Consider the following 24,015-nt stretch of genomic DNA (forward strand, 5'->3'; position numbering starts at 1 on the left):
CGGCCGAAGGCCCCGTCGCTCTCTGCAGCGGCGGGGCCTTCGCCGTCAGCGCAACGATCTGTCGGCGCACCGCGCGTCGCAATGCCCCCGGATGTCTGCGGGTGCGATTAGGCTCGAATGGTGCGGGAGACCGACACCCGCCGCGGACGAGGAGGTGCCCATGGCACGCATCGGCGAGAGCGCTGACCTGTTCAAGTGCTCTTTCTGTGGAAAGAGCCAGAAGCAGGTCCAGCAGCTGATCGCGGGGCCCGGCGTCTACATCTGCGACGAGTGCGTAGAGCTGTGCAACGAGATCATCGAAGAGCGCATGGCCGAGTCGGCCGACGGCACGGTCTCCGAGTTCGACCTTCCCAAGCCGCGCGAGATCTTCTCCTTCCTCGAGGAGTACGTGGTGGGGCAGGATGACGCGAAGCGCGCCCTCGCCGTGGCCGTGTACAACCACTACAAGCGGGTCCGCGCGCACACCACGATCCAGTCGGCCGAGGAGCGCGCCGAAGAGGTCGAGATCGCCAAGAGCAACATCCTGCTGCTCGGACCGACCGGCTGCGGCAAGACCTATCTCGCGCAGACGCTCGCCAAGCGCCTCAACGTTCCGTTCGCCGTCGCCGACGCGACCGCGCTGACCGAGGCGGGGTACGTCGGCGAAGACGTCGAGAACATCCTGCTCAAGCTGCTGCAGGCCGCCGACTTCGACACGAAGCGGGCCGAGACCGGCATCATCTACATCGACGAGGTCGACAAGATCGCCCGCAAGGCGGAGAACCCCTCGATCACCCGCGATGTGTCGGGCGAGGGCGTGCAGCAGGCGCTGCTGAAGATCCTCGAGGGCACGGTCGCCTCGGTGCCGCCCCAGGGCGGGCGCAAGCACCCGCATCAGGAGTTCATCCAGATCGACACGACGAACGTGCTGTTCATCGTGGCCGGCGCCTTCGCCGGGCTCGAAGACATCATCTCGGCCCGTGTCGGCAAGCACGGCGTCGGGTTCGGGGCATCCCTGCACCGCAAGGACGAAGACCTGAACCTCTTCAGCGAGGTGCAGCCCGAAGACCTGCACAAGTTCGGCCTCATCCCCGAGTTCATCGGTCGTCTGCCCGTCGTGGCCTCGGTGCAGCCCCTTGACCGCGAGGCGCTCATGGAGATCCTCACGACCCCCAAAAACGCCCTGGTCAAGCAGTATCAGCGCATGTTCCAGCTCGACGAGGTCGAGCTCGAGTTCGAGCTCGACGCACTCGAAGCGATCGCCGACCTGGCAGTGGCCCGCAAGACCGGTGCGCGCGGCCTCCGGGCGATCCTCGAAGACGTGCTCGGCCCGATCATGTTCGAGATCCCGTCGACCGAAGACGTCGACAAGGTCATCGTCACGCGCGACGCGGTCGAAGAGGGCGCGGCCCCCACGCTGGTGCTGCGCGAGAAGCGCAAGAAGAGCGCCTGACCCGGCGACGTCCGGCGCGGGCGAGGTCACTCTGCCCGGGGCCAGGGGGAGTGGCTCGCGCAGAGCTGCAACCAACTCACGTGGTGCGCGGCGCCCGCTCAGCTGTGACGCATCCCGCGCGCCCACGGGTTTCAGCAGTCGGTTTTGACGTATTCGAAGCGGTCATGATTGCGGATATCGACTGCCGAAGCGGCGAGGCTAATTTCAGCAGTCGGTTGTGACGTGCCTTGTTCGCGTGCGGCTGCAGATAGTGACTGCTAGACGGGTGACGCGTCAGCCGCGCACGGCCTCGGTGATCAGCATCCGGTCGTCTGTGCGCACCCATGTCGCCACACGGTCGATGCGCAGGCCGACCGGCGCGTAGCGCGCCTGCAAGCGCTCGGGTGTTGCAAACGACGCGTGGTCACGCGGGTACGGCACGCCGGCGGGATGCTGGGCGGATGAGTGCTCGGCATGATTCTTGCCGCGATGCCCGCCGCTGACGAAGTTCGCCGCGACGACACGGCCGCCGGGCCGCAGCACGCGCGCCCATTCGGCGATCGCGTGATCGGGCTCGGCGAACAGATGAAGAGCCGTCACACAGGTGACGAGATCGACCGAGGCGTCGTCGAGCGGCAGGGCCGCGGCATCCGCCTCGATCCAATCGATGTGCGGCTCGGCGTTGCGTGCGACGGCGAGCATGCCGGGGGAGATGTCGACGCCCGTGATATGTAGACCGGGGCGTCGGGCGAGCAGGGCTCGGGCGACGAGACCGGTTCCGGTCGCGGCATCCACCACCGTCCCGTCATCGGGCACGCGCGCGAACCGCGCGACCGACGCCGCGAGCGCGCGGTGCATGGCGTTCTCGTCATAGTCGCCCGCGCGAGCATCGAACGCCTCGCGGATCCGGGCCACCTGGCCGTCGGTCGGCATCAGCCGTCGAGTCCCCGGCGCTTCAGCAGCGGGGCGATGTCGGCATCGCGGCCACGGAAGTCACGATAGGCCTCAAGGGGATCCTTCGATCCGCCCACGCCGAGCAACAGCGAGCGGAAGCGGTCGCCGTTCGCCCGGGTCAGCCCGCCGTTCTCCTTGAACCACTCGACGGTGTCGGCGTCGAGCACCTCGCTCCAGATGTAGGAGTAGTAGCCGGCGCTGTACCCGCCCGAGAAGACGTGCTGGAAGTACGTCGACGAGTAGCGCGTGGGCACAGCGGGGTTGTCGAGCCCGATGTCGGCGAGGGCGGATGCCTCGAACCCGGCGACGTCGAGATCGGCCGCCGCCTCGTCCTGCGACAGCGAGTGCCAGGCCTGGTCGAGCCAGGCGGCGGCGAGGTACTCGCTGGTCTCGAAGCCCTGGTTGAACGCCTCCGACGCGTGTAGCTTCTCGACGATGTCGGTCGGCAGGCTCTCGCCGGTCTCGAGGTGTTTGGCGTAGTTGTCGAGCACCTCGGGCCACAGCATCCACATCTCATTGACCTGACTCGGGAACTCGACAAAGTCGCGGAAGACCTCGGTGCCCGCGAAGTGCGGGAACGTCACGGTCGCGAACAGTCCGTGCAGCGCGTGCCCGAACTCGTGGAACAGCGTGTTGACCTCGTCGAAGCTCAGCAGCGTCGGCCCCGACGCGGGCTTGGAGACGTTCAGGTTGTTGACGACGACGGCCTTGGTGCCGCGGAGCACCGACTGGTCGACGATCGAGTTCATCCACGCGCCGCCGCGCTTGGTGTCGCGCGTGTACAGGTCGAGGATGTACAGGCCCTGCGGCGAGCCGTCGTCGTTGTGCACCTCGAACACACGCGCGTCGGGGTGGTGGGCGCGCAGATCGTCGCGCTCGGTGAACGTGATGCCATACAGCTTCGTCGCCGCGAAGAAGACGCCGTCGCGCAGCACGCGCTCGGCCTCGAACCAGGGGCGCAGCGCTGCGGTATCGATCGCATACTCGGCCTGGCGCACCTTCTCGGTGTAGAACGCCCAGTCGGCGGCGCTCACGCCGGTCCCGGCGCTCGCTTCCAACGCGGCCTGCTCGCGCGAGGCGTTGCGCGCAGCGGGAACGGCGAGCCGGCGCAGCAGGTCGTGGACGGCCTCGGGTGTGCCTGCGGTCTCGTCGGCGGTGATGTATGCCGCATGCGAGGCGTACCCGAGCAGCGCGGAGCGCTCGGCCCGCAGCCGCACGATCTGCAGCAGAGTGGCGCGGTTGTCGTTCTCGTTGCCGCGCGAGGCGCGGGAGCGGGACGCCGTCATGACGCGCTCGCGTGCATCGCGGTCGTTCAGCGACGCGAGGTACGGGTGCCCGGTGGGCAGCACGAGGGTGACCAGGAACTTCCCCTCGAGACCACGATCGGCGGCGGCCTGCGCGGCCGCCGACAGCTCGCCCTCACTGAGGCCGTCGAGCTCGGATGCGTCGTCGAAGACCACCGCGAGCTCGTTGGTGTCGCTCAGGAGGTTCTTGTCGAACGCGGTCGTCAGCGTCGACAGCTGTGTGTTCAGCTCGGTGAGACGCGTCTTCGCCTCGTCGTCGAGAGCGGCGCCCGCGTGGGTCATCTCGCGGTGCCAGCGCTGGATGAGATAGCGCTGTTCGGCGTCGAGATCGAGCGTGTCGAGCCGGTCGTGCAGCATCGAGATGCGCGCGTAGAGCGCGCCGTCGAGCTGGATGGCGTCTCCGTGCGCGGCCATGAGGGGTGCGAGCTTCTCCTCGATCTCCTGGATCTCGTCGGTCGCATCGGACGACGCCACCGTGTAGAAGGCGCGCGCCACATCGCCGAGCAGGCGCCCGCTGGACTCGAGGGGCACCATCGTGTTCTCGAACGTGGGCATCGAACGCACGCGCGTGATGGCCGAGATCTCCTGCAGGTGTTCCTCGAAGGCGAGCTCGAACGCCGGCAGATAATGCCCCGGTTGGATGTGCGCGTAGTCGGGCAATTGGTACGGGAGAGGGCTGGGCATCAGAAGAGGGTTGGCCGAGGCATCCGTCATGCCTCCACCCTAGTCGTGGAACGCAAAGAATCAATTGCAAAGAAATACTTGCAAAGAAGATGATGCAAAGGTATCTTTGTGGTCATGAGCGAGAACGAGACCCCGACCGGCAGCGATGTGCAGCGCATCGTCGACGGAAGCGCGCTGCGAGCCCTCGCACATCCGCTGCGGATCCAGATCTACGACATCCTGTCGCAGTACGGCGCCCAGACGGCGAGCAGTCTCGCGCACATGACGGGGGAGTCGACCGGGTCGACCAGCTATCACCTGCGGGCACTCGCCAAGCACGGACTGATCCAAGAGGCGGAGGGGCGGGGCAGCGCACGCGAGCGCTGGTGGGAGCGGCCTCGTGGTTCGGTGTCCTTCGGCAGCGCGGAGGGGCTGAAGACACCCTCAGGCCGCGCCGCCACCCAGGTCGTCATGACCGAGTTCTTCAACCGCCGGCATCAGCAGCTCATGGACCACATCGCCGACGGCATCGCCCACCCCGGTGAGGTCACCGAGAATGCGACCATCACGACCGCGACGGTTCACCTGACCGACGAGCAGATGGGCGAACTGACCCGTCGCATGACACGGGTCATCGACGAATACGTCACAAAGTATCGAGACCAGAAGGGGGAGGGCGTACGCCCCGTGACCATCCGGGCCGACGTCTTCCCGCTCCCCGAGGAGGGACACTGACATGACCGCCATGACCACCCGCATCATCCCCGCCCGTCCCTACCTGGCGCCGCCGACCGCGATGGAGAAGCTGCTGCTCTCGAGTGCACGCCTGCTCGAGGCATCCGCCCACCGCCGCATGGCACGGCGCCAGCAGGTCGCCGAGCGCGTCGCCGAGGGTTTCGATCCCGTCGAGCGCCGGCGTGGCTACGCCGTCGACGCGTACCGGAGCTCCTCGCTGCGCTGACGGTCGGCCCGGCCCGTCCGACGATGCCCTCCGGCTCCGACGGGCCGGGCTGTTCCTCGCTTCCCTCCCCGCGCTACAGTACGGAGAACACACTGGGGATGGGGGAGCCGATGTCTGCACCGGCGGGGTGGTACAACGATGGCGCAGGGGCCATTCGCTACTGGAACGGCAGCGCATGGACGTCGCACACGGCCGCGCAGCACGCGATGCCGCCGACGCCGTCCCCGCGGCCCCAGCCGATGCCGGTGGCGCAGCCGTATGCGCCCTATCCGCCGGCGCAGAGCGTCGTCCCACAGCGACCCATGCCGGTGATGACGCCGTACGGCGCTGTGCCGGTCGCTCCGCGGCAGAGCAACGGCGTGGGGATCGCCGGATTCATCGTCGGTCTCGTGTCGGTGTTCCTGCCTCTGTTCTTCGGCGTGGCCGTCGCGCTGGTGGGCCTGATCCTGTCGATCGTGGGGCTCACGCGCCCCTACGCGGGCAAAGGCCTCGCGATCGCCGGTCTGGTGCTGTCGATCATCGGACTCGTGCTGATCTTCTGACCGGCACGAGTCCGCGGTCCGCGCTGCTCAGCCGAACTCGTCCTCGTCATCGTGGCGCACCACGACGGCGCCCGCGTGGTCGAGCGTCACGATCACACCCGTGTCGAGCTCAGCCACCGGACGGCCCTCGAGCCAGGTGAGCGTCCAGCGCGCGACACCCTCCTCGTTCGGCGGCAGGTCGGCCTCCACGGCCCGCAGCTGGGCGACGAACTCGGGGGAGAGCCGGGCCGGGGGCTCGCCGCCCGCGGCCCAGCGGGTGCCCAACTGCATGTCAGGCCTCCTGCGGGACGAGCTCGATGTCCGACACGGCGAGCTCGTCCGCTTCGGCATAGGAGACATCGGCGATGCGCCCGACCGCCTTCAGGTCGCCCTCCGCAAGGCGGATCGCCGCGATCACGTCGGCGGGGCCGGCGATCGTCACGTGCGCGACCGGTGTCTTCTGCGAGGCCTTCGCCTCGGTCTTGGCGCGGCGGATGCCCACCAGCGCCGCGCTCACGGCCGTCAGTACATTCGGGTCGCCGGCGAGCTCGAGCGGCTCCGGCCACCCGGCCGTGTGGATCGAGCCCTCCTCGAACCATGACCACGCCTCCTCGGTCGCGAACGCCAGCACGGGCGCCAGCAGCCGCAGCAGCGTCGAGAGCGCCAGCCGCAGGGCGAGCGCCGCGGATGCCTGGCCCACGTCGCCGCGGTCGTAGGCGCGCTCCTTGACCAACTCGAGATAGTCGTCGCAGAACGTCCAGAAGAACGACTCCGTGATCTCGAGCGCGCGTGCGTGGTCGTACGACTCGAACGCCTTGGTCGCGTCGCGCACCACGCCGTCGAGGGTCGCCAGCATCGCGGCATCCAACGCATGCGTCACCTCGGCGCCCTCGGGCACCGGGAACGACAGCACGAACTTCGCGGCGTTGAGCACCTTGATCGCCAGGCGGCGGCCGATCTTCACCTGCGTGGGGTTCTGCGGGTCGAAGGCCGCGTCGGCTCCGAGACGGCTGGACGCCGACCAGTACCGCACGGCGTCGGTGCCGTGCTTGTCGAGGATGTCGGCGGGGGTGACCACGTTGCCCTTGGACTTCGACATCTTCTTGCGGTCGGGGTCGACGATGAAGCCGCTGATCGCGGCATCCGACCACGGCGCACGTCCGTCTTCCAGAACACTGCGCACCATCGTCGAGAACAGCCAGGTGCGGATGATGTCCTGCCCCTGCGGGCGCACGTCGAACGGTGCCACCAGGTTCCACAGCTCATCGTCACGCTGCCAGCCGCCGGCCAGCTGCGGAGTCAGCGACGAGGTCGCCCAGGTGTCGAAGATGTCCTTCTCCGCGTCGAAGCCGCCCGGCACGCCGCGCTGCTCTTCGCTGTAGCCCGTGGGCACATCGGTCGTTGGGTCGATCGGCAGCGATGCGAGATCCGGGGTGAGCACGCGGTCATAGTCGCGGTCGCCGTTCTCGTCGAGGGCGTACCAGAGCGGGATCGGCACACCGAAGAACCGCTGACGCGACACCAACCAGTCGCCGGTGAGGCCGTTCGTCCAGTTCTCGTACCGCACCCGCATGAAGTCGGGATGCCAGTCCATGCCGCGTCCGAGGCTGATGAGCTTGTCGCGCAGGTCCTCATCGCGAGCGCCGTTGCGCAGGTACCACTGGCGCGTCGAGACGATCTCGAGCGGCCGGTCGCCCTTCTCGAAGAACTTCACAGGGTGGCTGAACGGCTTCGACACGCTCCCGAGGTCGCCCGACTCCTCGAGCAGCTCGACGATGCGCTTCTTGGCACTGAACACGGTCTTGCCGGCGATCTCCGCGTAGGCGGCCTTCGCCGCATCCGTGGTGATGGCGTCCGGAGCGTCCGCGAGGATGCGGCCGTCCTTGCCGAGGATCGTGCGGTTCGGCAGCTGCAGCTCGCGCCACCAGATGATGTCGGTGACGTCGCCGAAGGTGCAGATCATGGCGATGCCCGAGCCCTTGTCCTGCTGGGCGAGCGGGTGCGCGAGGATCGGCACCTCGACGTCGAACAGCGGCGTGCGCACGGTCGTGCCGAACAGCGGCTTGTAGCGCTCGTCGTCGGGGTTGGCGACGAGCGCCACGCAGGCGGCGAGCAGCTCGGGGCGGGTGGTCTGGATGTGCACGTCACCCGAGCCGTCGGTCTTGTGGAAGGCGACCTCGTGGTAGCTGGCCTGCTGCTCGCGGTCCTCGAGCTCGGCCTGCGCGATCGCGGAGCGGAAGTCGATGTCCCACAGCGTCGGCGCGAGCGCCTGGTACGCCTCGCCGCGCTCGAGGTTGCGCAGGAACGCGAGCTGGCTGGTGCGGATCGTCTCGTCCGAGATCGTGCGATACGTCTGCGTCCAGTCCACCGACAGGCCCAGCTGACGGAACAGGCTCTCGAACTGCTTCTCGTCCTCTTCGGTGAGCGTCTCGCACAGCTCGATGAAGTTGCGGCGGCTGATCGGCACCTGGTCGGCGGGCTTCAGGCTCTTCGCGTCGCCGTGGAACGGCGGCTCGAAGTCGGCGTCGTACGGCAGCGATGGGTCGCAGCGCACGCCGTAGTAGTTCTGCACGCGACGCTCGGTGGGCAGGCCGTTGTCGTCCCAGCCCATCGGATAGAACACGCTCTTGCCGCGCATGCGCTCGAAGCGCGCCTTCACATCGGTGTGCGTGAAGCTGAACACGTGGCCGATGTGCAGGCTGCCCGACGCCGTGGGCGGGGGAGTGTCGATCGAGTACACGCCCGCGCGGCCCCTGGCCTTGGCGGCGTCGCGGTCGAACAGGTACGTTCCCTGTTCGCGCCATGCGGCATCCCACTTGGATTCGAGACCCTCGAGGGCGGGCTTGTCGGGAATGGATGCGTCGGCCATAGGGGTCTCCTTGAGCGATGTATGCGGCACTGTGTGAGCGTGCCTGAGTGTGGGATGTCCGGCCATTCTACCTGAATGCCGCGCGACCACCCGCGGTGGGTATGTTGCATCTCACGCGGCGGAGCGTGCCGGTGTCGTCCTCGGCTTCGAGTACGCCGGAGATCTCGACGTGCTGCAGCGCCGGCTGGAGGCATCCCGTCTCTCTGCCGAGATCGTGGACGAGGCCTACAACCGCACCCTGATCGTCGACACGCCCGACGGCACGAAGCTCTGGATCAACGGCGCGATGACCGACTTGCACGGGTATCAGCGCGTGGGCGCATAGGGCACCATCCTCGCCTCGGGCGAGGGGAGTGGACGAGGCGAGGGCCCGATCCCGCAGACTGGTCCTCGCTCCGGCAGAACTCCTCGCCTCGGGCGAGGGGCAAGCCCCCACGCCGGTTCCTCCACAGGCGACGAACTCTCCACAGATGTGCCATGGCCGCTCATCCCGGCGATGGGATGCGCCATCCTCGACGCATGGAGAGTCGAATCGACGCCGTTGTCAAAGCTGTTCGCCGTGGCGGAGGTGTCGTGCGCGGCCAGACACTCGTCCGAGCAGGGGTCGGCAAGCACGACATCACGGCTGCGGTGCGCTCCGGTGCTCTCGTCCGCGAGCGGCGAGTGTGGGTTGCGACGCCCGACGCCGACAGAGACCTCCGAATGGCCGCGCGGGCGGGGGTCGTGTTGTCGTGTGTGACCGCCGCGAAGCGGCTGGGGTTGTGGGTGCTGGATGCCGCGACCACCCACGTCGCCTGCGGACCGCATGCGGGAATGGTCACGGTGTCTGGTGGCGTCTTGCACCGGTTCGCACCGCTCGTGCCCCGTGACCCCGACGACTTGACGGATCCGCTCGTCAACGTCTTACAGGCGGTTGCGCTGTGCCAGCCCTATGAGGCCGCGCTCGCCGTGTGGGACAGCGCGATGAACAAGCAGCTCATCGACAAGAAGAAGCTGGAGCGCCTTTCACTCCGCGGGCAGGCTCGGGCCCTCCTCGACGCGGTGGTCCCGTTCCATGACTCCGGGCTCGAGACCTTTGTCTTCCCGCGGCTGAGGTGGCTCAAGCTGCCCATCCACCCGCAGGTCTGGCTCTACGGGCACCGCGTCGATTTCCTCATCGGGGAGCGTCTCGTGCTCCAGATCGACGGCGGACACCACGTCGGTGCGCAGCGCGCGGCGGACATCGCCCACGACACCGAGCTCATGTTGCGCGGATACTTCGTCATCCGCGTGGGCTATGACGACGTGGTCAACCACTGGGAAGACGTGCAGGAGCGCATCCTGGCTGCGATCGCGCAGGGCCTGCACCTTGCCGCGTGAGCGACCCTCGCCTCGGGCGAGGGGAGTGGACGAGGCGAGGGTCCGATCCCGCAGAACGGCCCTCGCTCCGGCAGATCCCCTCGCCTCGGGCGAGGGCAGCATCTCGGCCCGCGGCGGCACCTCAGCCCCGCGGCGGGCCCGCGCGTCAGCCCGCGGCCCGCGCCAGCCGGCTCGCGGCCCACGCCGTGACGAGGGTGACCGCCGACATGGCGCCGAGGATGATGCCGGGATGCCACCAGGCATAGCCCGTCGCCTGGCCCAGGGCCACCGTGATCAGCGGCACGAATCCGCTCACCGTCGCCGCGATCGCGTACGACACCGACAGCGCCGAGTAGCGGAAGTGATCGGGGAACAGATCGTTCATGAGCCCGCCGAGCGCAGCCCACGACATGGTGGGCAGGATGCCGCCGATGATCATCGTGCCCACCAGGATGGGGAAGGTCGCGAACTGCAGCATCCAGTACATCGGGAACGTGATCACGAGGGTCCCCAGCGCGCCCCAGAGCACCACCTGCGCCGAGCCGATGCGGCTCGCCCACGCGCCGAACAGCGGGATGGTGACGAACTGCACGAGTGCGCCGATCGTCGTCGCGATGAGCAGATCCTGGAACGCGAAGCCGAGGTGGTCGACGCCGTAGTTGATCGTGTACGTGTTCATCAGCGAATACGAGCCGATGCCGAGCAGCGCCGCCCCGATCGCGATCACGATGGCGCCCGGCCGCTTCGCCCACATGGTGGCGAAGGGAACGCGGTCGCGACGCTCCTGGGCGACCACGCGCTGGAACACCGGCGTCTCGTCGATCGACCACCGCAGGTACAGCGACACCGCGAGCAGCGGCAGAGCGAGCAGGAACGGGATGCGCCAGCCCCAGGCCGCCAGCTGCGCGGCCGGCATGACCGCAGCCATCACAAGGAACAGTACGGCCGACAGCGTCGATCCGACCGGGGAACCGAGCTGGGGGATCGCCGCGTAGAACGCACGGCGCACGCGCCCCGAGTGCTCGGTCGCGAGCAGGATCGACCCGCCCCACTCGCCGCCCAGGGAGAGGCCCTGCACGACGCGCAGCAGCACCAGCAGCACGGCGCCGAGCCACCCGGCGACCGCGTAGGTGGGGAGCACGCCGATCAGCCCGGTCGCAACCCCCATGATCCCGACCGTCCACAGCAGGGTCGCGCGGCGTCCCAGCCGGTCGCCCATGTGCCCGAACAGCACCGCGCCGATCGGGCGCACCACGAACGCCACCGCGATCGTCGCGAACGAGGCGAGCGTGCCGCCGAAGTGACCGAGCGGGTCGAAGAAGAGCGGGCCGATGAAGTAGGCGGAGAAATAGGCGAAGACGTAGAAGTCCAGCGACTCGAGCGAGGTGCCCACCATCGATGCCCAGGCGACGCGACGCGTGGGGGTGGCGGTGGACTCGGGAACGGCGGGCGCGGTGGTCACGGTGAACCATCCTGCCACCGCCGCGGGGTAGTTGGACCCGTTCCAGAAAGCAGGGGCGGCGGGATGCGGCATCCCGACCCTCCCACGCGTAGAATGGATCGATCAGCACCGATCCGGCCATCACCGGGGAGCTCTCGGAAGAACGGCGCGCCAGCGCCTGGTAGAACCGAGCGGGGCAGGCCCGTGACAGCCGCAGTGAGAGGGGAGCGCGCACCGCGGGTGCGGGCTCACGCGGGGTGGTACCGCGGTCCGTGGCCGGTGGCACGGGTCGTCCCGGCGGAGAAGATCCGACCCTGCGAGACGCCATGACCTACCCCCGCGAATCCGCTTTCGGCCCGGCGGCCGACCTCGTCCCGAGCCCGCGCTTTCCCGAGATCGAGCGTGACACGCTCGCGTTCTGGGAACGGGATGACACGTTCCGTGCCTCGATCGCGCAGCGCGAGGGATCCGAGGAGTGGGTGTTCTACGACGGCCCGCCGTTCGCCAACGGCCTGCCGCACTACGGTCACCTGCTCACCGGCTACGCGAAGGACCTCTTCCCGCGCTTCCAGACCATGCGCGGCAAGAAGGTCGACCGCGTGTTCGGGTGGGACACCCACGGCCTGCCCGCCGAGCTCGAGGCGATGAAGCAGCTCGGCATCACCGAGAAGGACGAGATCGAGCAGATGGGCATCGCGACCTTCAACGCGAAGGCCCGCGAGTCGGTGCTCGAGTACACGCGCGAGTGGCAGGACTACGTGACCCGCCAGGCGCGCTGGGTCGACTTCGAGCGCGGGTACAAGACCCTCGACATCTCGTACATGGAGTCGGTGCTCTGGGCGTTCAAGACGCTGCACGGCAAGGGCCTCGCCTACGAGGGCTACCGGGTGCTGCCGTACTGCTGGCGCGATGAGACGCCGCTGTCGAACCACGAGCTGCGCATGGACGACGACGTCTACAAGATGCGCCAGGATCCGTCGGTGACCGTGACCTTCCCGCTCACCGGCGAGAAGGCGCAGCAGCTCGGTGTCGTGGGCGTGCGCGCCCTGGCCTGGACGACCACGCCGTGGACGCTGCCCACCAACCTCGCGCTGGTCGTCGGCCCCGACATCCGCTATGTGGTCGTGCACGCCGGCCCCGAGGGTGCCCGTGATGGGGGAGACCACGCGTACCTTCTCGCCGCGGACCTGCTCGGCGGCTACGCGAAGGACCTCGGATACGAGAGCGCGGATGCCGCGGCCGCCGCCGTCACGAAGACCCTGACCGGCAGCGAGCTCGGCGGCGTCGAGTACGAGCGCCTCTTCGACTATTACGCCGACACCGAGACCTACGGCACGGGCGGTGCCTGGCGCATCCTCGTCGACGACTACGTCACCACCACCGATGGCACCGGCATCGTTCACCAGGCCCCGGCCTACGGTGAGGACGACCAGCGGGTCTGTGAGGCCAACGGCATCCCCGTCGTCCTCAGCCTCGACGACGGCGGGCACTTCCTGCCGCAGGTGACGGATGTCGCAGGCGCCCTGTGGATGGACGCGAACCGCCCGCTCATCCGCCTGCTGCAGGCGAACGGACGGCTGCTGCGCGAGCAGAGCTACGAGCACTCGTACCCGCACTGCTGGCGGTGCCGCAACCCCCTCATCTACCGTGCGGTGTCGAGCTGGTTCGTGCGCGTCACGGACTTCAAAGACCGGATGCTGGCGAACAACGAGCAGATCACGTGGGTGCCCGAGGGCGTCAAGCACGGTCAGTTCGGCAAGTGGCTCGAGGGCGCGCGCGACTGGTCGGTCAGCCGCAACCGCTACTGGGGCTCGCCGATCCCGGTCTGGAAGAGCGACGACCCCGCGCACCCGCGCATCGACGTCTACGGCTCGCTCGAAGAGCTCGAGCGCGACTTCGGCGCGCTGCCCCGCAACCCCGAGGGCGCGGTCGATCTGCACCGTCCGTACATCGACGAGCTGACCCGGCCGAACCCCGACGACCCGACCGGCCAGAGCACCATGCGCCGCATCGAGGACGTGTTCGACGTCTGGTTCGACTCGGGCTCGATGCCGTACGCGCAGGTGCACTACCCGTTCGAGAACCAGGAGTGGTTCGACACCCACTCGCCGGCCGACTTCATCGTCGAGTACATCGGGCAGACGCGCGGCTGGTTCTACCTCATGCACGTGCTCTCGACCGCGCTGTTCGACCGCCCGGCGTTCACGGGCGTCAGCTGCCACGGCATCGTGCTCGGCTCCGACGGGCAGAAGATGTCGAAGTCGCTGCGCAACTACCCCGACGTCAGCGAGGTCTTCGACCGCGACGGCTCCGACGCCATGCGCTGGTTCCTCATGTCGAGCTCGGTGCTGCGCGGCGGCAACCTCATCGTCACCGAGGAGGGCATCCGCGCCGGGGTCCGCGAGTTCCTCCTGCCGCTGTGGAACGCGTGGTATTTCTTCGCGACCTATGCGAACGCGTCCGACGGCTACGAGGCGACCTGGCGCACCGACTCGACCGATGTGCTCGACCGGTACATCCTGTCGCTGACCGGCCGGCTCGCCGCCGACGTGGCCGCTGACCTCGAGGGCCTCGACTCGACGACCGCGACCGAGCGTCTGCGCGACTTCGCCGAGATCCTCACGAACTGGTACATCCGGCGTTCCCGCGACCGCTTCTGGACGGGGGTGGATGCCGCAGACCCGCGCTCGACGGAGGCGTTCGACACCCTCTACACGGTGCTCGAGACGCTGACGCGCGTGGCGGCGCCGCTCATCCCACTGGTGGCCGAACGTATCTGGCAGGGGCTGACCGGCGGGCGCAGTGTGCACCTCGAGGACTGGCCGGACGCGGCATCCTTCCCCGACGACGTGACCATCCGCCACGCGATGGACACCGTGCGCGAGGTCTCGTCGGTCGCCAATGCGCTGCGCAAGAAAGAGCGCAAGCGCGTGCGCCTGCCGCTCGCGCACCTGACGGTGGTGGTGCCGGATGCCGCGGCCCTGGCGCCGTACGAGGGCATCGTGCGCGACGAGCTCAACGTCAAGAGCGTCGAGCTGGTCGAGCTCGGCGAGACGACCGCCGCCGACTACGGCATCACGCACCGGCTGTCGGTGAACGCGCGTGCCGCGGGCCCCCGCCTGGGCAAGCAGGTGCAGCAGGCGATCCGCGCGGCGAAGGACGGCGACTGGTCCGAGCAGGACGGTGTCGTCACCGCCGGGGGCATCGCACTCGAGCCCGCGGAGTACGAGCTCGTGCTCGAGACCAGCGGCCGGCCCGAGGGCGAAGCGCTCGCGGTGCTGCCGCAGGGCGGCTTCGTGCTGCTCGACACCGTGACCACGCCCGAGCTCGAGGCCGAGGGCCTCGCACGGGACGTGATCCGCGCCGTGCAGGACACCCGCAAGGCCGCCGGGTTCGACGTGAGCGACCGCATCCGCCTGCAGTTGGCGTTCGCCGATGCGACCGACCGCGCCGCCGTCGCCTCGGCGTTCGACGTCGCCGACGTGGCGGGCGAGACGCTCGCCCTCGAGCACGCGGTGACGGCCGTCGACGGCGCTCCCGAGGTCGACGGTGCACATCTGGCCGAGTTCGCCGGGGGCACCTATGCGAATGCCGGAGACTTCTGGGTCGCCGTGGAGAGGGTGGAGGTGCAGGCATGAGCGATCGGGACCGCGCCGACGCCGTCTATGCCGCGTTGCTGCAGCGGCAGGGCGAGCAGTGGGTGCAGCCACGGGTGGAACGCACGCGCCGCGTGCTCGAGCTGCTCGACGACCCCCAGCGCACGTACCGTGTCGTGCACATCACCGGCACGAACGGCAAGACCTCGACGGCCCGCATGATCGAGAGCCTGATCCGCGCGCATGGACTGCGCACGGGCCTGTTCACGAGCCCGCACCTGGAGCGGTTCACCGAGCGCATCCTCGTCGACGGCGAGCCCGCCGACGACGGCGCGGTGGCCGACGCGTGGGACGAGATCTCCCCGTTCGTCCAGATCGTCGACGCCGAACTGACCGCGGCCGGCGATGCGCCGCTCACGTTCTTCGAGCTGCTGACGGTGCTGGGTTTCGTCGTGGCCGCCGACGCGCCCGTCGACGTGCTCGTGCTTGAGGTGGGCATGGGCGGGTCGTGGGACTCGACGAACACCGCCGACGGCGACGTGGCGGTGTTCGCCCCGATCGCGATGGACCACGCCGATCGCCTCGGCAACACGATCGAGGAGATCGCCACCGTCAAGGCCGGCATCATCAAGGACGGCGCCGCGGTCGTCTCGGCCCGGCAGACGCCCGAGGCCGAGCGCGTGCTGCGAGAGGCCGCCGCCGCGCACGACGCGACGATCGCCTTCGAGGGACAGGACTTCGCCCTGGTCGAGCAGCGACTGGCCGTCGGCGGTCAGCAGATCACCGTGCGGGGCCTCGGGGGCACCTACAGCGAGGAGTACCTGCCGCTGTACGGGGCGCACCAGGGCTTCAACGCGGCACTCGCGCTGGCGGCCGTCGAGTCGCTCATCGGCGATCGCACCGCACCGATCCCCGACGGCATCGTCACCGAGGGTCTCGGCGAGGCCACCTCGCCCGGGCGGCTGCAGCTGGTGGGCACGGCGCCGACGGTGCTGGTGGATGCCGCGCACAACCCGCACGGCGCGCACGCACTGGTGACGGCGCTGCGTGAGTCGTTCGACTTCGACGAGTGGGGCGTCGTGTTCGGCGTGCTCGGCGACAAGGACGCGCCGGGCATCGTGAACGAGCTCGCGACGGTCGCCGCACGCGTGTTCGCGACGGCGCCCGAGTCCGAGCGCGCCCGCGACGCGGACGACGTGGCCGACCTGGTGGAGGCCGCGGGTCTGCCGGTCACGGTGCACCCCGACCTGACGGACGCGGTGGACGCCGCCCGGGAGTGGGCCGCGGCATCCGACCGCCGTGCCGTCGTGATCGCGGGGTCGATCGTGCTCGCCGGCGAGGCCATCGCGCTGTCCGCGGCGGAGGACTGGAAGGCGGGGTGGGAGTCGTGACGGATGCACCGGAGGAGAAGGCACAGGATGCCGCGCCGCGCCGCCGCCGGGGAGCCGAGGAGTCGCTCGGCCAGATCGTGCTGGTGTTCGAGTCGGTCATCGTGTTCCTCGCGGGCCTGGTGGCGTTCGGCCTGAGGGCGCTGCCGGACGGTGTCCCGCAGTGGTGGGGGATCGTCGGCGGCGCGGTGCTGGCCGTGCTGATGCTCGCCACCTGCGGGGTGCTGCGCCACCGCTGGGGCATCATCCTCGGCTGGGCGCTGCAGGTCGTGCTGGCGCTGTCGGCGTTCCTCGTGCTCGCGAACCTGATCGTGGCCGTCGTTTTCGGCGCGATGTGGGGGTATGCGACCATCAAGGGTGCGTCTCTGGACCGTCGCAACGCCCAGCTGATGCGAGAAGCCGAATCCACGAACGGAGAATGACATGGCCACCGAAGAGACTCTCGTCCTGGTCAAGCCCGACGGTGTCGCCCGCGGGTTGACCGGCTCCATCCTTGCGCGCATCGAGGCGAAGGGGTACTCGCTGGTCGACCTGCGTCTCGTCGAGCCCGATCGCGAGCGCCTTGAGCGCCACTATGCCGAGCACGCGGGCAAGGTGTTCTACGAGCCGCTCGTCGACTTCATGATGTCGGGCCCGTCGGTCGCCATCCGCGTGGCGGGGGAGCGCGTCATCGAGGGGTTCCGGTCGCTGGCCGGCACCACCGACCCGACGACCGCCGCACCCGGCACGATCCGCGGCGACTACGGCCGCGACTGGGGCCTGCCCGTGCAGCAGAACCTCGTGCACGGGTCGGACAGTCCCGAGTCGGCCGCCCGCGAGCTGTCGATCTGGTTCGGCTGACTCAGGCCCAGCCGAGCGCGATCTGGATCGTGTGCCACACGTTCGGGATCGCGTTCAGGCGCACCTGGGCGAGCAGGATCACGATGCCGTAGGCGACGATCGTCATCAGCGGCACGTACGACATCAGCTTGTCGGCGACCGCGCGCCCCTTGGCCGGCAGCGGCCACACTCCCGACCGGAGCAGATGGATCGTCACGGCGAAGAACGACGGGATCGTCACCGACCAGGTGACCATGCACCACGGGCATAGCGTGTGCAGGACGAAGATGCTCTCGAAGATGAGCCAGCACACGAATGAGATCGCGAAGACGTGGCCGAGCCAGAACAGCCACCAGAACCACTTCGCGAACCGCGCGTGGGCAAGGATCGCGACGCCGACGACGATGGGCGCGACCCAGCACGCGACTCCCAGGATCGGGTTGGAGAACCCGAACACATTGCCCTGAGCGGACTCGATGTTCTTGCCGCACTGGACGAGCACGCTGAAGTCGCAGGACGCCTTCGCATCAGGGTTCTGCAGCAGGAAGATCTTCTCCAGCGTCAGCTGGAACGCCGCCCACCAGCCGATCACCCCCGCGATGATGAGCCAGATGGCAAGACCTGTCGGTCGGGTGTGCGACTGGGGCTGTGACATGGGTGGAATTATGACATCCCCGCCTCTGCGGTTGTCCGGGAGCGGCCGTGATTATGGCGGCGCGGGGCGTCCGCTTCGCGCATTTCGCCTCGGTGATGCGATAATGGAAGTCGGATGCATCCGCGGCCGCGCCGGGGATCGCATCGACGAAGACTTCGGGCGACGAACGCCCTAGTGCAGCCAGGGCCACAGGCCGGTTGCAGACCGAGTGAGTTCGCGGCCCCCGTCCCGCACCGGAAGGGCGGAGCGGCGCCGCACGAGATTTCGCCGGGTGACGCGCGGTGTCACCCGCAGGGAGTACGCCGGTGACGGTCGATGAGAACAACCAGAGTCCTGATGATCAGTCGAAGTGGGATGCTGCGGCGCAGCCGCCGCTGATCCCCGAGATGCCCGCGGCCGAGGCCGCGCAGGCCTGGGCGGAGCCCGCCGCGGCCGAGCCGGAGGTGGCGGAGCCCGAGGTCGAGGAATCGCCCACCGAGGCCGAGGCTCCCGCTGAGGCTAAGGCTGAGGAGCCCGCCGAGCCCGAGGCAGAGCCGGAGAAGCCGGCCGAGCCGGAGGCGCCGACGGCGGTGAGTCTGGGGCTGCTGCCCGAGGAGTTCGTGTCGGCCGTGTCGACCGATCTGCACTTCTACGCGCCCGAGATCACGGTGCTGCCGGCTCTCCCGGCGCCGGTGCAGGAAGTCGGCTCGTCCCGCCGCCGCAACCGTCGTCGCGGCGAAGGCCGTGACGACGAGCAGTCGGGCCGCGAGCGCCCCGTCGAGGTCATCACCGAGCCGCAGCGCATCAAGGGTTCGACGCGGCTGGAGGCCAAGAAGCAGCGTCGTCGGGACGGTCGCGAGGCCGGCCGTCGGCGCCCCGTCGTCACCGAGGCCGAGTTCCTCGCGCGGCGCGAGTCGGTCGACCGCGAGATGATCGTGCGCTCGAAGAACGGGCGCATCCAGATCGGTGTGCTCGAAGACAAGATCCTCGCCGAGCACTACGTCGCCCGCAGCCAGGACGCCTCGCTGATCGGCAACGTGTACCTCGGCCGTGTGCAGAACGTGCTGCCCAGCATGGAGGCCGCCTTCGTCGACATCGGCCGGGGCCGCAACGCCGTGCTGTACTCCGGCGAGGTCGACTGGGACGCCGTCGAGACCGGCAATCAGCCGCGCCGCATCGAGCTCGCGCTCAAGTCGGGCGACAGGGTGCTCGTGCAGGTCACGAAGGATCCCGTGGGTCACAAGGGTGCGCGCCTGACCAGCCAGATCTCGCTCCCCGGACGCTATCTCGTCTACGTGCCCGGCGGCGCCATGAACGGCATCTCGCGCAAGCTGCCCGACACGGAGCGTGCGCGGCTCAAGCGCATCCTCAAGGAGGTGCTGCCGGAGTCGTCGGGCGTCATCGTGCGCACCGCGGCCGAGGGCGCCACCGAAGAGCAGCTCACGCGCGACGTGCAGCGCCTCACCTCGCAGTGGGAGCACATCAACCGCCTCGTCGAGGCCCAGCAGGCCCCCACCCTGCTGCACTCCGAGCCCGACCTGCTCGTCAAGATCGTCCGCGACGTCTTCAACGAGGACTTCTCGAAGATGCTCATCCAGGGCGAAGACGCGCAGCGGACCATCGAGAACTACCTGCAGGCGGTCGCCCCCGATCTGCTCGAGCGCGTCGAGCGCTACGAGGGCGACGGCGACCCGTTCGACGACTTCCGCATCACCGAGCAGATCGAGAAGGCGCTCGACCGCAAGGTGTGGCTGCCCTCGGGCGGCTCGCTCGTCATCGACCGCACCGAGGCGATGACCGTCATCGACGTGAACACCGGCAAGTTCGTCGGCACCGGCGGCAACCTCGAAGAGACCGTCACCAAGAACAACCTCGAGGCGGCGGAGGAGATCGTCCGGCAGCTGCGCCTGCGCGACATCGGCGGCATCATCGTCGTCGACTTCATCGACATGGTGCTCGAGTCCAACCGCGACCTCGTGCTGCGCCGCCTGGTCGAGTGCCTGAGCCGCGACCGCACGAAGCACCAGGTCGCCGAGGTCACCTCGCTCGGTCTTGTGCAGATGACCCGCAAGAAGATCGGACTCGGCCTCGTCGAGACGTTCAGCGAACCGTGCGAGGTCTGCGCGGGCCGCGGGATCATCGTGCACCACGACCCCGTGGTCAAGCACCGCGGGCCCAGCGGCAACGGCGGATCGTCGCGTCGCCAGCGCCCCGCGCAGGTTCCGACCACCACGCCGGCGGGCGGCACCCACGTGATCACCGAGGGTGCGAAGTCCGCACTCGCGAAGATCGCGGCATCCACTCTGCACGTTGTCGACGGCGAGGAGCTTCCGGCGGAGGCGCCGGTCGCGCCGCCGGTCGAGCCGGAGCGCAAGAAGCGCAAGAAGCGCAAGGACAAGGAGCAGCGCTCGCACGAGCCCAAGACCGAGCGCGATCTGCTGCTCGACTCGGTGCTCAACGCGCTGCCCGAGCCCAAGGCGCCAGGCCAGGGCCGGTCGCGCCGCCGTGTGACGACTGCTGCGCTCACGGGGACCCCGGTGTCGACGACGCCGGTGGAGCACTCCGAGGGCGACTGACGCTCAGCGATCCTTCGCGCGCACGCGCAGTCCCGAGGCGATGAGCCGACGGACAAGCTCGTGCCCGCTGACGTGCTCGGCGCCGGCGGCGACCAACCGGTCGTGCGCCCGCGCCGGCACGTCGTAGTGATCGAGGTCGAAGGCGCGCGCGTTGATCCCGTTGACCCGCGCGAAGGCGTGCAGCTCTTCGATCGAGGTGTCGCTGACCAGGTGCGCCCACAGCGTGCCGTGCGCCGGCCAGCGTGCATCGTCGATCAGGATCGCCACGTTCCTGATCCTAGGCGCGACACGCATCCGGCTCGCTTTGCCGGATTCGGCGGCATCCGGTAAAGTAGATCCCTGGTGCGTCACGTCGCGAGGCAGGCGTCGACCGGCTCCGCCGCCAGCGTGAGCCGTCCTGGCACCAAACATCATCTTTCCCGAGAGCGACACGCACGTGGCGAGTCTCGCAAAAGACAACCGGAGCCGTGCGCTCCCAGAAGAAAACAGGTGTGAAGTGGTTTACGCAGTTGTGCGCGCCGGTGGCCGGCAGGAGAAGGTCGAGGTCGGCTCGATCGTCGTCCTCGACCGTCAGCAGGCGAAGGTCGGCGACACCATCGAGCTGCCCGCGGTGCTCCTGGTCGACGGCGAGGCCGTCACCAGCGATGCGGCCAAGCTCGCGAAGGTCGCGGTGACCGCCGAGGTGCTCGGCGAGGAGCGCGGCCCCAAGATCGTGATCCAGAAGTTCAAGAACAAGACCGGCTACAAGAAGCGCCAGGGGCACCGCCAGGACCTCACGCGCGTCAAGGTCACCGGCATCAAGTAGGCCAGGGAGAGACGCAGAGATGGCACACAAGAAGGGCGCAAGCTCCACCCGTAACGGTCGCGACTCCAACGCCCAGCGACTGGGCGTGAAGCGCTTCGGCGGCCAGTCCGTCAACGCCGGCGAGATCATCGTCCGCCAGCGCGGCACCCACTTCCACCCCGGCGTGAACGTCGGCCGCGGCGGCGACGACACGCTGTTCGCGCTGTCGGCCGGGGCCGTCGAGTTCGGCACCAAGGGCGGCCGCAAGGTCGTCAACATCGTCGCAGCCGCGGAGTGATCCGGGTTCGCACGCGATAGCTTTACGAGGGGCGGGCTTCGGCTCGCCCCTCGACGCATTTCCACACCACCTCCAGGAGCACCATGGTCACCTTCGTCGACCGCGTCACCCTCCACCTGCGCGCGGGCAAGGGCGGCAACGGCTGCGTCTCGGTGCGCCGTGAGAAATTCAAGCCCCTCGCCGGTCCCGATGGCGGCAACGGGGGCAACGGCGGCGACGTCGTGCTCGTCGCCGATCCTCAGGTGACGACGCTGCTGTCGTACCACCACTCTCCGCACCGCGCCGGCGGCAACGGCGGATTCGGCATGGGCGACAACCGCTCCGGTGTGCAGGGTGATTCCGTCGAGCTTCCGGTGCCCGTCGGCACCGTCGTGAAGGACGACGACGGCGCCGTGCTCGCCGACATGATCGAGCCGGGGATGCGCTTCGTCGCCGCCCCGGGCGGGCAGGGCGGTCTCGGCAACGCCGCGCTGGCGACCACGAAGCGCAAGGCGCCCGGGTTCGCACTGCTGGGCACGCCGGGCTGGGAGGGCGACGTCGTCCTTGAGCTGAAGACCGTCGCCGACGTGGCGCTGGTGGGCTTCCCGTCGGCGGGCAAGTCGAGCCTGATCGCGGCGGTGTCCGCCGCACGCCCGAAGATCGCCGACTACCCGTTCACGACCCTGCACCCGAACCTGGGAGTGGTGGATGCCGGCGACGTGCGCTTCACCGTCGCCGACGTGCCGGGGCTCATCGAGGGTGCGAGCGAGGGCAAGGGGCTCGGTCTCGAGTTCCTGCGCCACGTGGAGCGCTGCACGGCGCTGGTGCACGTCCTCGACTGCGCGACGCTCGAGCCCGGGCGCGACCCGATGAGCGACCTCGAGGTCATCCGCGCCGAGCTTGCCGCCTATCCGGTGCCCGAGGGGCAGATTCCGCTCCTCGAGCGCCCGCAGCTGGTCGCGCTGAACAAGGTCGACGTGCCCGACGCCAAGGAGCTCGCCGACCTGGTGCGCCCCGACCTGGAGGCGCAGGGGTATCGGGTCTTCGAGATCTCCGCCGTCAGCCACGACGGTCTGCGGCAGCTCACCTTCGCCCTGGCCGACATCATCGCCGAGCACCGCGCGGAGCTCGCCGCGCAGCCGCCGGCACCGCGCGTGGTGATCCGCCCCCGCGGGTCGGAGCGCGAGTTCGCTGTGCGCGTCGAGGGCGGCACCTATGGGCCGCTGTACCGGATCCGCGGCGCCAAGCCCGAGCGCTGGGTGGCGCAGACCGACTTCCAGAACGACGAGGCGATCGGCTTCCTCGCCGACCGGCTCGACAAGCTCGGCGTCGACAACGAGCTGTACAAGGCCGGTGCCGTGCCCGGCGCGACCGTCGTCATCGGGCCCGGCGACGGCGTCGTGTTCGACTGGCAGCCCGCGCTCACCTCGGCGGCCGAGGTCATGGTCGCCCCGCGCGGCAGCGACCCTCGCATCGACCCGAACCAGCGGCGCACCACTGCCGAGCGCCGCGAGTGGTATCACGAGCGGATGGATGCCAAAGCCGCCGCCCGTGCCGAGCTCGAGGCCGAGCGCATCGCGCGTCGCGACGACGCGGAGGAGGACGGGCAGTGACCCCGCAGCGCGCCGATCTGCCCGCCGCACGTCGTGTGGTCGTGAAGGTCGGCTCGTCGTCGGTGAGCGGCGACGCCGCGGCGAACATCCCGCCGCTGGTGGCCGCGCTCGCCGCCGCCCACGGTCGCGGCACCGAGGTGATCCTCGTCTCATCGGGGGCGATCGCGACCGGCATGCCGTATCTGCAGCTCGATTCGCGCCCCACCGATCTCGCAACACAGCAGGCAGCCGCGGCCGTCGGGCAGAACGTGCTGATCTACCGCTACCAGGCGGCGATGCGCGAGTACGGCATCGTGGCCGGCCAGGTGCTGCTGACCGCCGGCGACCTCGAGAACCGCACTCCGCGCTCCAATGCGAAGCGCGCCATGGAGCGCCTGCTCGGACTGCGCATCCTGCCCATCGTCAACGAGAACGACACCGTCGCCACCCACGAGATCCGGTTCGGCGACAACGACCGACTGGCGGCGCTCGTCGCCCGGCTCATCCGGGCCGACGCCCTCGTGCTGCTCAGCGACATCGAGGCGCTGTACACCGCACCGCCCGAGCAGCCGGGGGCCCGGCCGATCGACCACGTCGCCTTCGGCCAGGATCTCGCCGGCTTCGAGTTCGGCTCGGTCGTGGTCAACAGTGTCGGCACCGGGGGAGCGGCCACCAAGGTCTCGGCGGCCCGGCTCGCCGCGGCATCCGGAATCGGCACTCTCGTGACCCGTGCCGACCTGGTCGGTGCGGCCCTCGAAGGGCAGACGATCGGCACCTGGTTCGCGCCGAACCCGTCGCCGCCCGACTCGACGCTCACGGGTGCGCTGGCGGTGGCGTCACAATCCGTCGCGGCCGGATCGGGTGCTGCGACCGCTGGTTAGACTGGC

The 24,015-nt window shown here is 69.2% G+C and carries 22 protein-coding genes; 15 read left to right on the forward strand and 7 right to left on the reverse strand.

What is annotated here, in order from left to right:
* The first annotated feature begins 160 nt into the window (after nt 1-160).
* Nucleotides 161-1,432, forward strand: a complete 1,272-nt coding sequence (gene clpX, locus ABMQ42_RS12140; protein ID WP_349723257.1) for an ATP-dependent Clp protease ATP-binding subunit ClpX — start codon at nt 161-163, stop codon at nt 1,430-1,432.
* 273 nt (nt 1,433-1,705) lie between these two features.
* Here clpX and ABMQ42_RS12145 read toward each other — a convergent pair whose 3' ends face one another.
* Entirely contained in the window at nt 1,706-2,344 is a 639-nt protein-coding gene (locus tag ABMQ42_RS12145) for a class I SAM-dependent methyltransferase (protein ID WP_349723258.1), read from the reverse strand.
* On the reverse strand, nt 2,344-4,383 hold the full coding sequence (locus ABMQ42_RS12150; RefSeq protein ID WP_349723259.1) for a M3 family metallopeptidase: 2,040 nt from the start codon (nt 4,381-4,383) through the stop codon (nt 2,344-2,346). Before ABMQ42_RS12150 ends, ABMQ42_RS12145 begins: the two co-directional genes overlap by 1 nt.
* A gap of 84 nt (nt 4,384-4,467) precedes the next feature.
* On the opposite strand from ABMQ42_RS12150, the gene ABMQ42_RS12155 reads away from it, so the two are divergent.
* From ABMQ42_RS12155 to ABMQ42_RS12165, 3 genes are all read left to right on the forward strand, one after another.
* Nucleotides 4,468-5,067: a helix-turn-helix domain-containing protein gene (locus tag ABMQ42_RS12155; protein WP_349723260.1), complete on the forward strand. Its 600-nt coding sequence runs from the start codon at nt 4,468-4,470 to the stop codon at nt 5,065-5,067.
* A gap of 1 nt (nt 5,068) precedes the next feature.
* A complete protein-coding gene (locus ABMQ42_RS12160) occupies nt 5,069-5,293 on the forward strand; it encodes a hypothetical protein (protein WP_349723261.1) in 225 nt (74 codons plus the stop codon).
* Between the two features lie 110 nt (nt 5,294-5,403).
* Entirely contained in the window at nt 5,404-5,835 is a 432-nt protein-coding gene (locus ABMQ42_RS12165; RefSeq protein WP_349723262.1) for a DUF2510 domain-containing protein, read from the forward strand.
* A gap of 27 nt (nt 5,836-5,862) precedes the next feature.
* Here ABMQ42_RS12165 and ABMQ42_RS12170 read toward each other — a convergent pair whose 3' ends face one another.
* Both ABMQ42_RS12170 and valS read right to left on the reverse strand, forming a co-directional pair.
* A complete protein-coding gene (locus ABMQ42_RS12170) occupies nt 5,863-6,105 on the reverse strand; it encodes a hypothetical protein (protein WP_349723263.1) in 243 nt (80 codons plus the stop codon).
* Nucleotide 6,106: 1 nt separating this feature from the next.
* Complete coding sequence (gene valS / locus ABMQ42_RS12175) at nt 6,107-8,683, reverse strand: valine--tRNA ligase (protein WP_349723264.1); 2,577 nt, start codon at nt 8,681-8,683, stop codon at nt 6,107-6,109.
* A 169-nt stretch (nt 8,684-8,852) separates the two neighbouring features.
* Here valS and ABMQ42_RS12180 point away from each other — a divergent pair, with 169 nt between their 5' ends.
* Both ABMQ42_RS12180 and ABMQ42_RS12185 read left to right on the forward strand, forming a co-directional pair.
* Complete coding sequence (locus ABMQ42_RS12180) at nt 8,853-9,008, forward strand: hypothetical protein (RefSeq protein WP_349723265.1); 156 nt, start codon at nt 8,853-8,855, stop codon at nt 9,006-9,008.
* 248 nt (nt 9,009-9,256) lie between these two features.
* A complete protein-coding gene (locus tag ABMQ42_RS12185; protein WP_349723266.1) occupies nt 9,257-10,042 on the forward strand; it encodes an endonuclease domain-containing protein in 786 nt (261 codons plus the stop codon).
* A 145-nt stretch (nt 10,043-10,187) separates the two neighbouring features.
* Here ABMQ42_RS12185 and ABMQ42_RS12190 read toward each other — a convergent pair whose 3' ends face one another.
* Complete coding sequence (locus tag ABMQ42_RS12190; RefSeq protein ID WP_349723267.1) at nt 10,188-11,483, reverse strand: MFS transporter; 1,296 nt, start codon at nt 11,481-11,483, stop codon at nt 10,188-10,190.
* Nucleotides 11,484-11,788: 305 nt separating this feature from the next.
* Here ABMQ42_RS12190 and ileS point away from each other — a divergent pair, with 305 nt between their 5' ends.
* The 4 genes from ileS to ndk are packed head-to-tail and all read left to right on the forward strand — an operon-like array spanning nt 11,789 to nt 17,286.
* The gene (gene ileS / locus ABMQ42_RS12195; RefSeq protein ID WP_349723268.1) at nt 11,789-15,100 is read left to right on the forward strand and encodes an isoleucine--tRNA ligase; all 3,312 of its coding nucleotides are present in this window, start codon (nt 11,789-11,791) and stop codon (nt 15,098-15,100) included.
* Nucleotides 15,097-16,449 carry a bifunctional folylpolyglutamate synthase/dihydrofolate synthase gene (locus ABMQ42_RS12200; protein WP_349723269.1) on the forward strand — a complete coding sequence of 451 codons (1,353 nt, stop codon included), beginning with the start codon at nt 15,097-15,099 and terminating at the stop codon, nt 16,447-16,449. Before ileS ends, ABMQ42_RS12200 begins: the two co-directional genes overlap by 4 nt.
* A complete protein-coding gene (locus ABMQ42_RS12205; protein ID WP_349723270.1) occupies nt 16,446-16,868 on the forward strand; it encodes a DUF4233 domain-containing protein in 423 nt (140 codons plus the stop codon). The genes ABMQ42_RS12200 and ABMQ42_RS12205 overlap by 4 nt, the downstream gene beginning before the upstream one ends.
* A gap of 1 nt (nt 16,869) precedes the next feature.
* Nucleotides 16,870-17,286, forward strand: coding sequence for a nucleoside-diphosphate kinase (ndk, locus tag ABMQ42_RS12210; protein ID WP_349723271.1), 417 nt, complete (start codon nt 16,870-16,872; stop codon nt 17,284-17,286).
* Nucleotide 17,287: 1 nt separating this feature from the next.
* Here ndk and ABMQ42_RS12215 read toward each other — a convergent pair whose 3' ends face one another.
* Entirely contained in the window at nt 17,288-17,920 is a 633-nt protein-coding gene (locus ABMQ42_RS12215) for a vitamin K epoxide reductase family protein (RefSeq protein WP_349723272.1), read from the reverse strand.
* A gap of 386 nt (nt 17,921-18,306) precedes the next feature.
* On the opposite strand from ABMQ42_RS12215, the gene ABMQ42_RS12220 reads away from it, so the two are divergent.
* A complete protein-coding gene (locus ABMQ42_RS12220; protein WP_349723646.1) occupies nt 18,307-20,475 on the forward strand; it encodes an Rne/Rng family ribonuclease in 2,169 nt (722 codons plus the stop codon).
* 3 nt (nt 20,476-20,478) lie between these two features.
* Here the strand turns inward: ABMQ42_RS12220 and ABMQ42_RS12225 are convergent, their stop codons facing one another.
* Nucleotides 20,479-20,742, reverse strand: coding sequence for a DUF4031 domain-containing protein (locus ABMQ42_RS12225; RefSeq protein ID WP_349723273.1), 264 nt, complete (start codon nt 20,740-20,742; stop codon nt 20,479-20,481).
* Nucleotides 20,743-20,971: 229 nt separating this feature from the next.
* Here ABMQ42_RS12225 and rplU point away from each other — a divergent pair, with 229 nt between their 5' ends.
* The 4 genes from rplU to proB all read left to right on the forward strand — a co-directional run bounded on the left by rplU (nt 20,972) and on the right by proB (nt 24,009).
* Nucleotides 20,972-21,280, forward strand: coding sequence for a 50S ribosomal protein L21 (gene rplU / locus ABMQ42_RS12230; RefSeq protein ID WP_275279682.1), 309 nt, complete (start codon nt 20,972-20,974; stop codon nt 21,278-21,280).
* A gap of 19 nt (nt 21,281-21,299) precedes the next feature.
* Nucleotides 21,300-21,557: a 50S ribosomal protein L27 gene (rpmA, locus tag ABMQ42_RS12235; protein WP_349723274.1), complete on the forward strand. Its 258-nt coding sequence runs from the start codon at nt 21,300-21,302 to the stop codon at nt 21,555-21,557.
* An 83-nt stretch (nt 21,558-21,640) separates the two neighbouring features.
* A complete protein-coding gene (gene obgE / locus ABMQ42_RS12240; RefSeq protein WP_349723275.1) occupies nt 21,641-23,149 on the forward strand; it encodes a GTPase ObgE in 1,509 nt (502 codons plus the stop codon).
* Nucleotides 23,146-24,009 carry a glutamate 5-kinase gene (gene proB, locus ABMQ42_RS12245; protein ID WP_349723276.1) on the forward strand — a complete coding sequence of 288 codons (864 nt, stop codon included), beginning with the start codon at nt 23,146-23,148 and terminating at the stop codon, nt 24,007-24,009. Before obgE ends, proB begins: the two co-directional genes overlap by 4 nt.
* Nucleotides 24,010-24,015 lie beyond the last annotated feature (6 nt).

This window comes from Microbacterium sp. KR10-403, assembly GCF_040196215.1.
Lineage (GTDB): Bacteria > Actinomycetota > Actinomycetes > Actinomycetales > Microbacteriaceae > Microbacterium.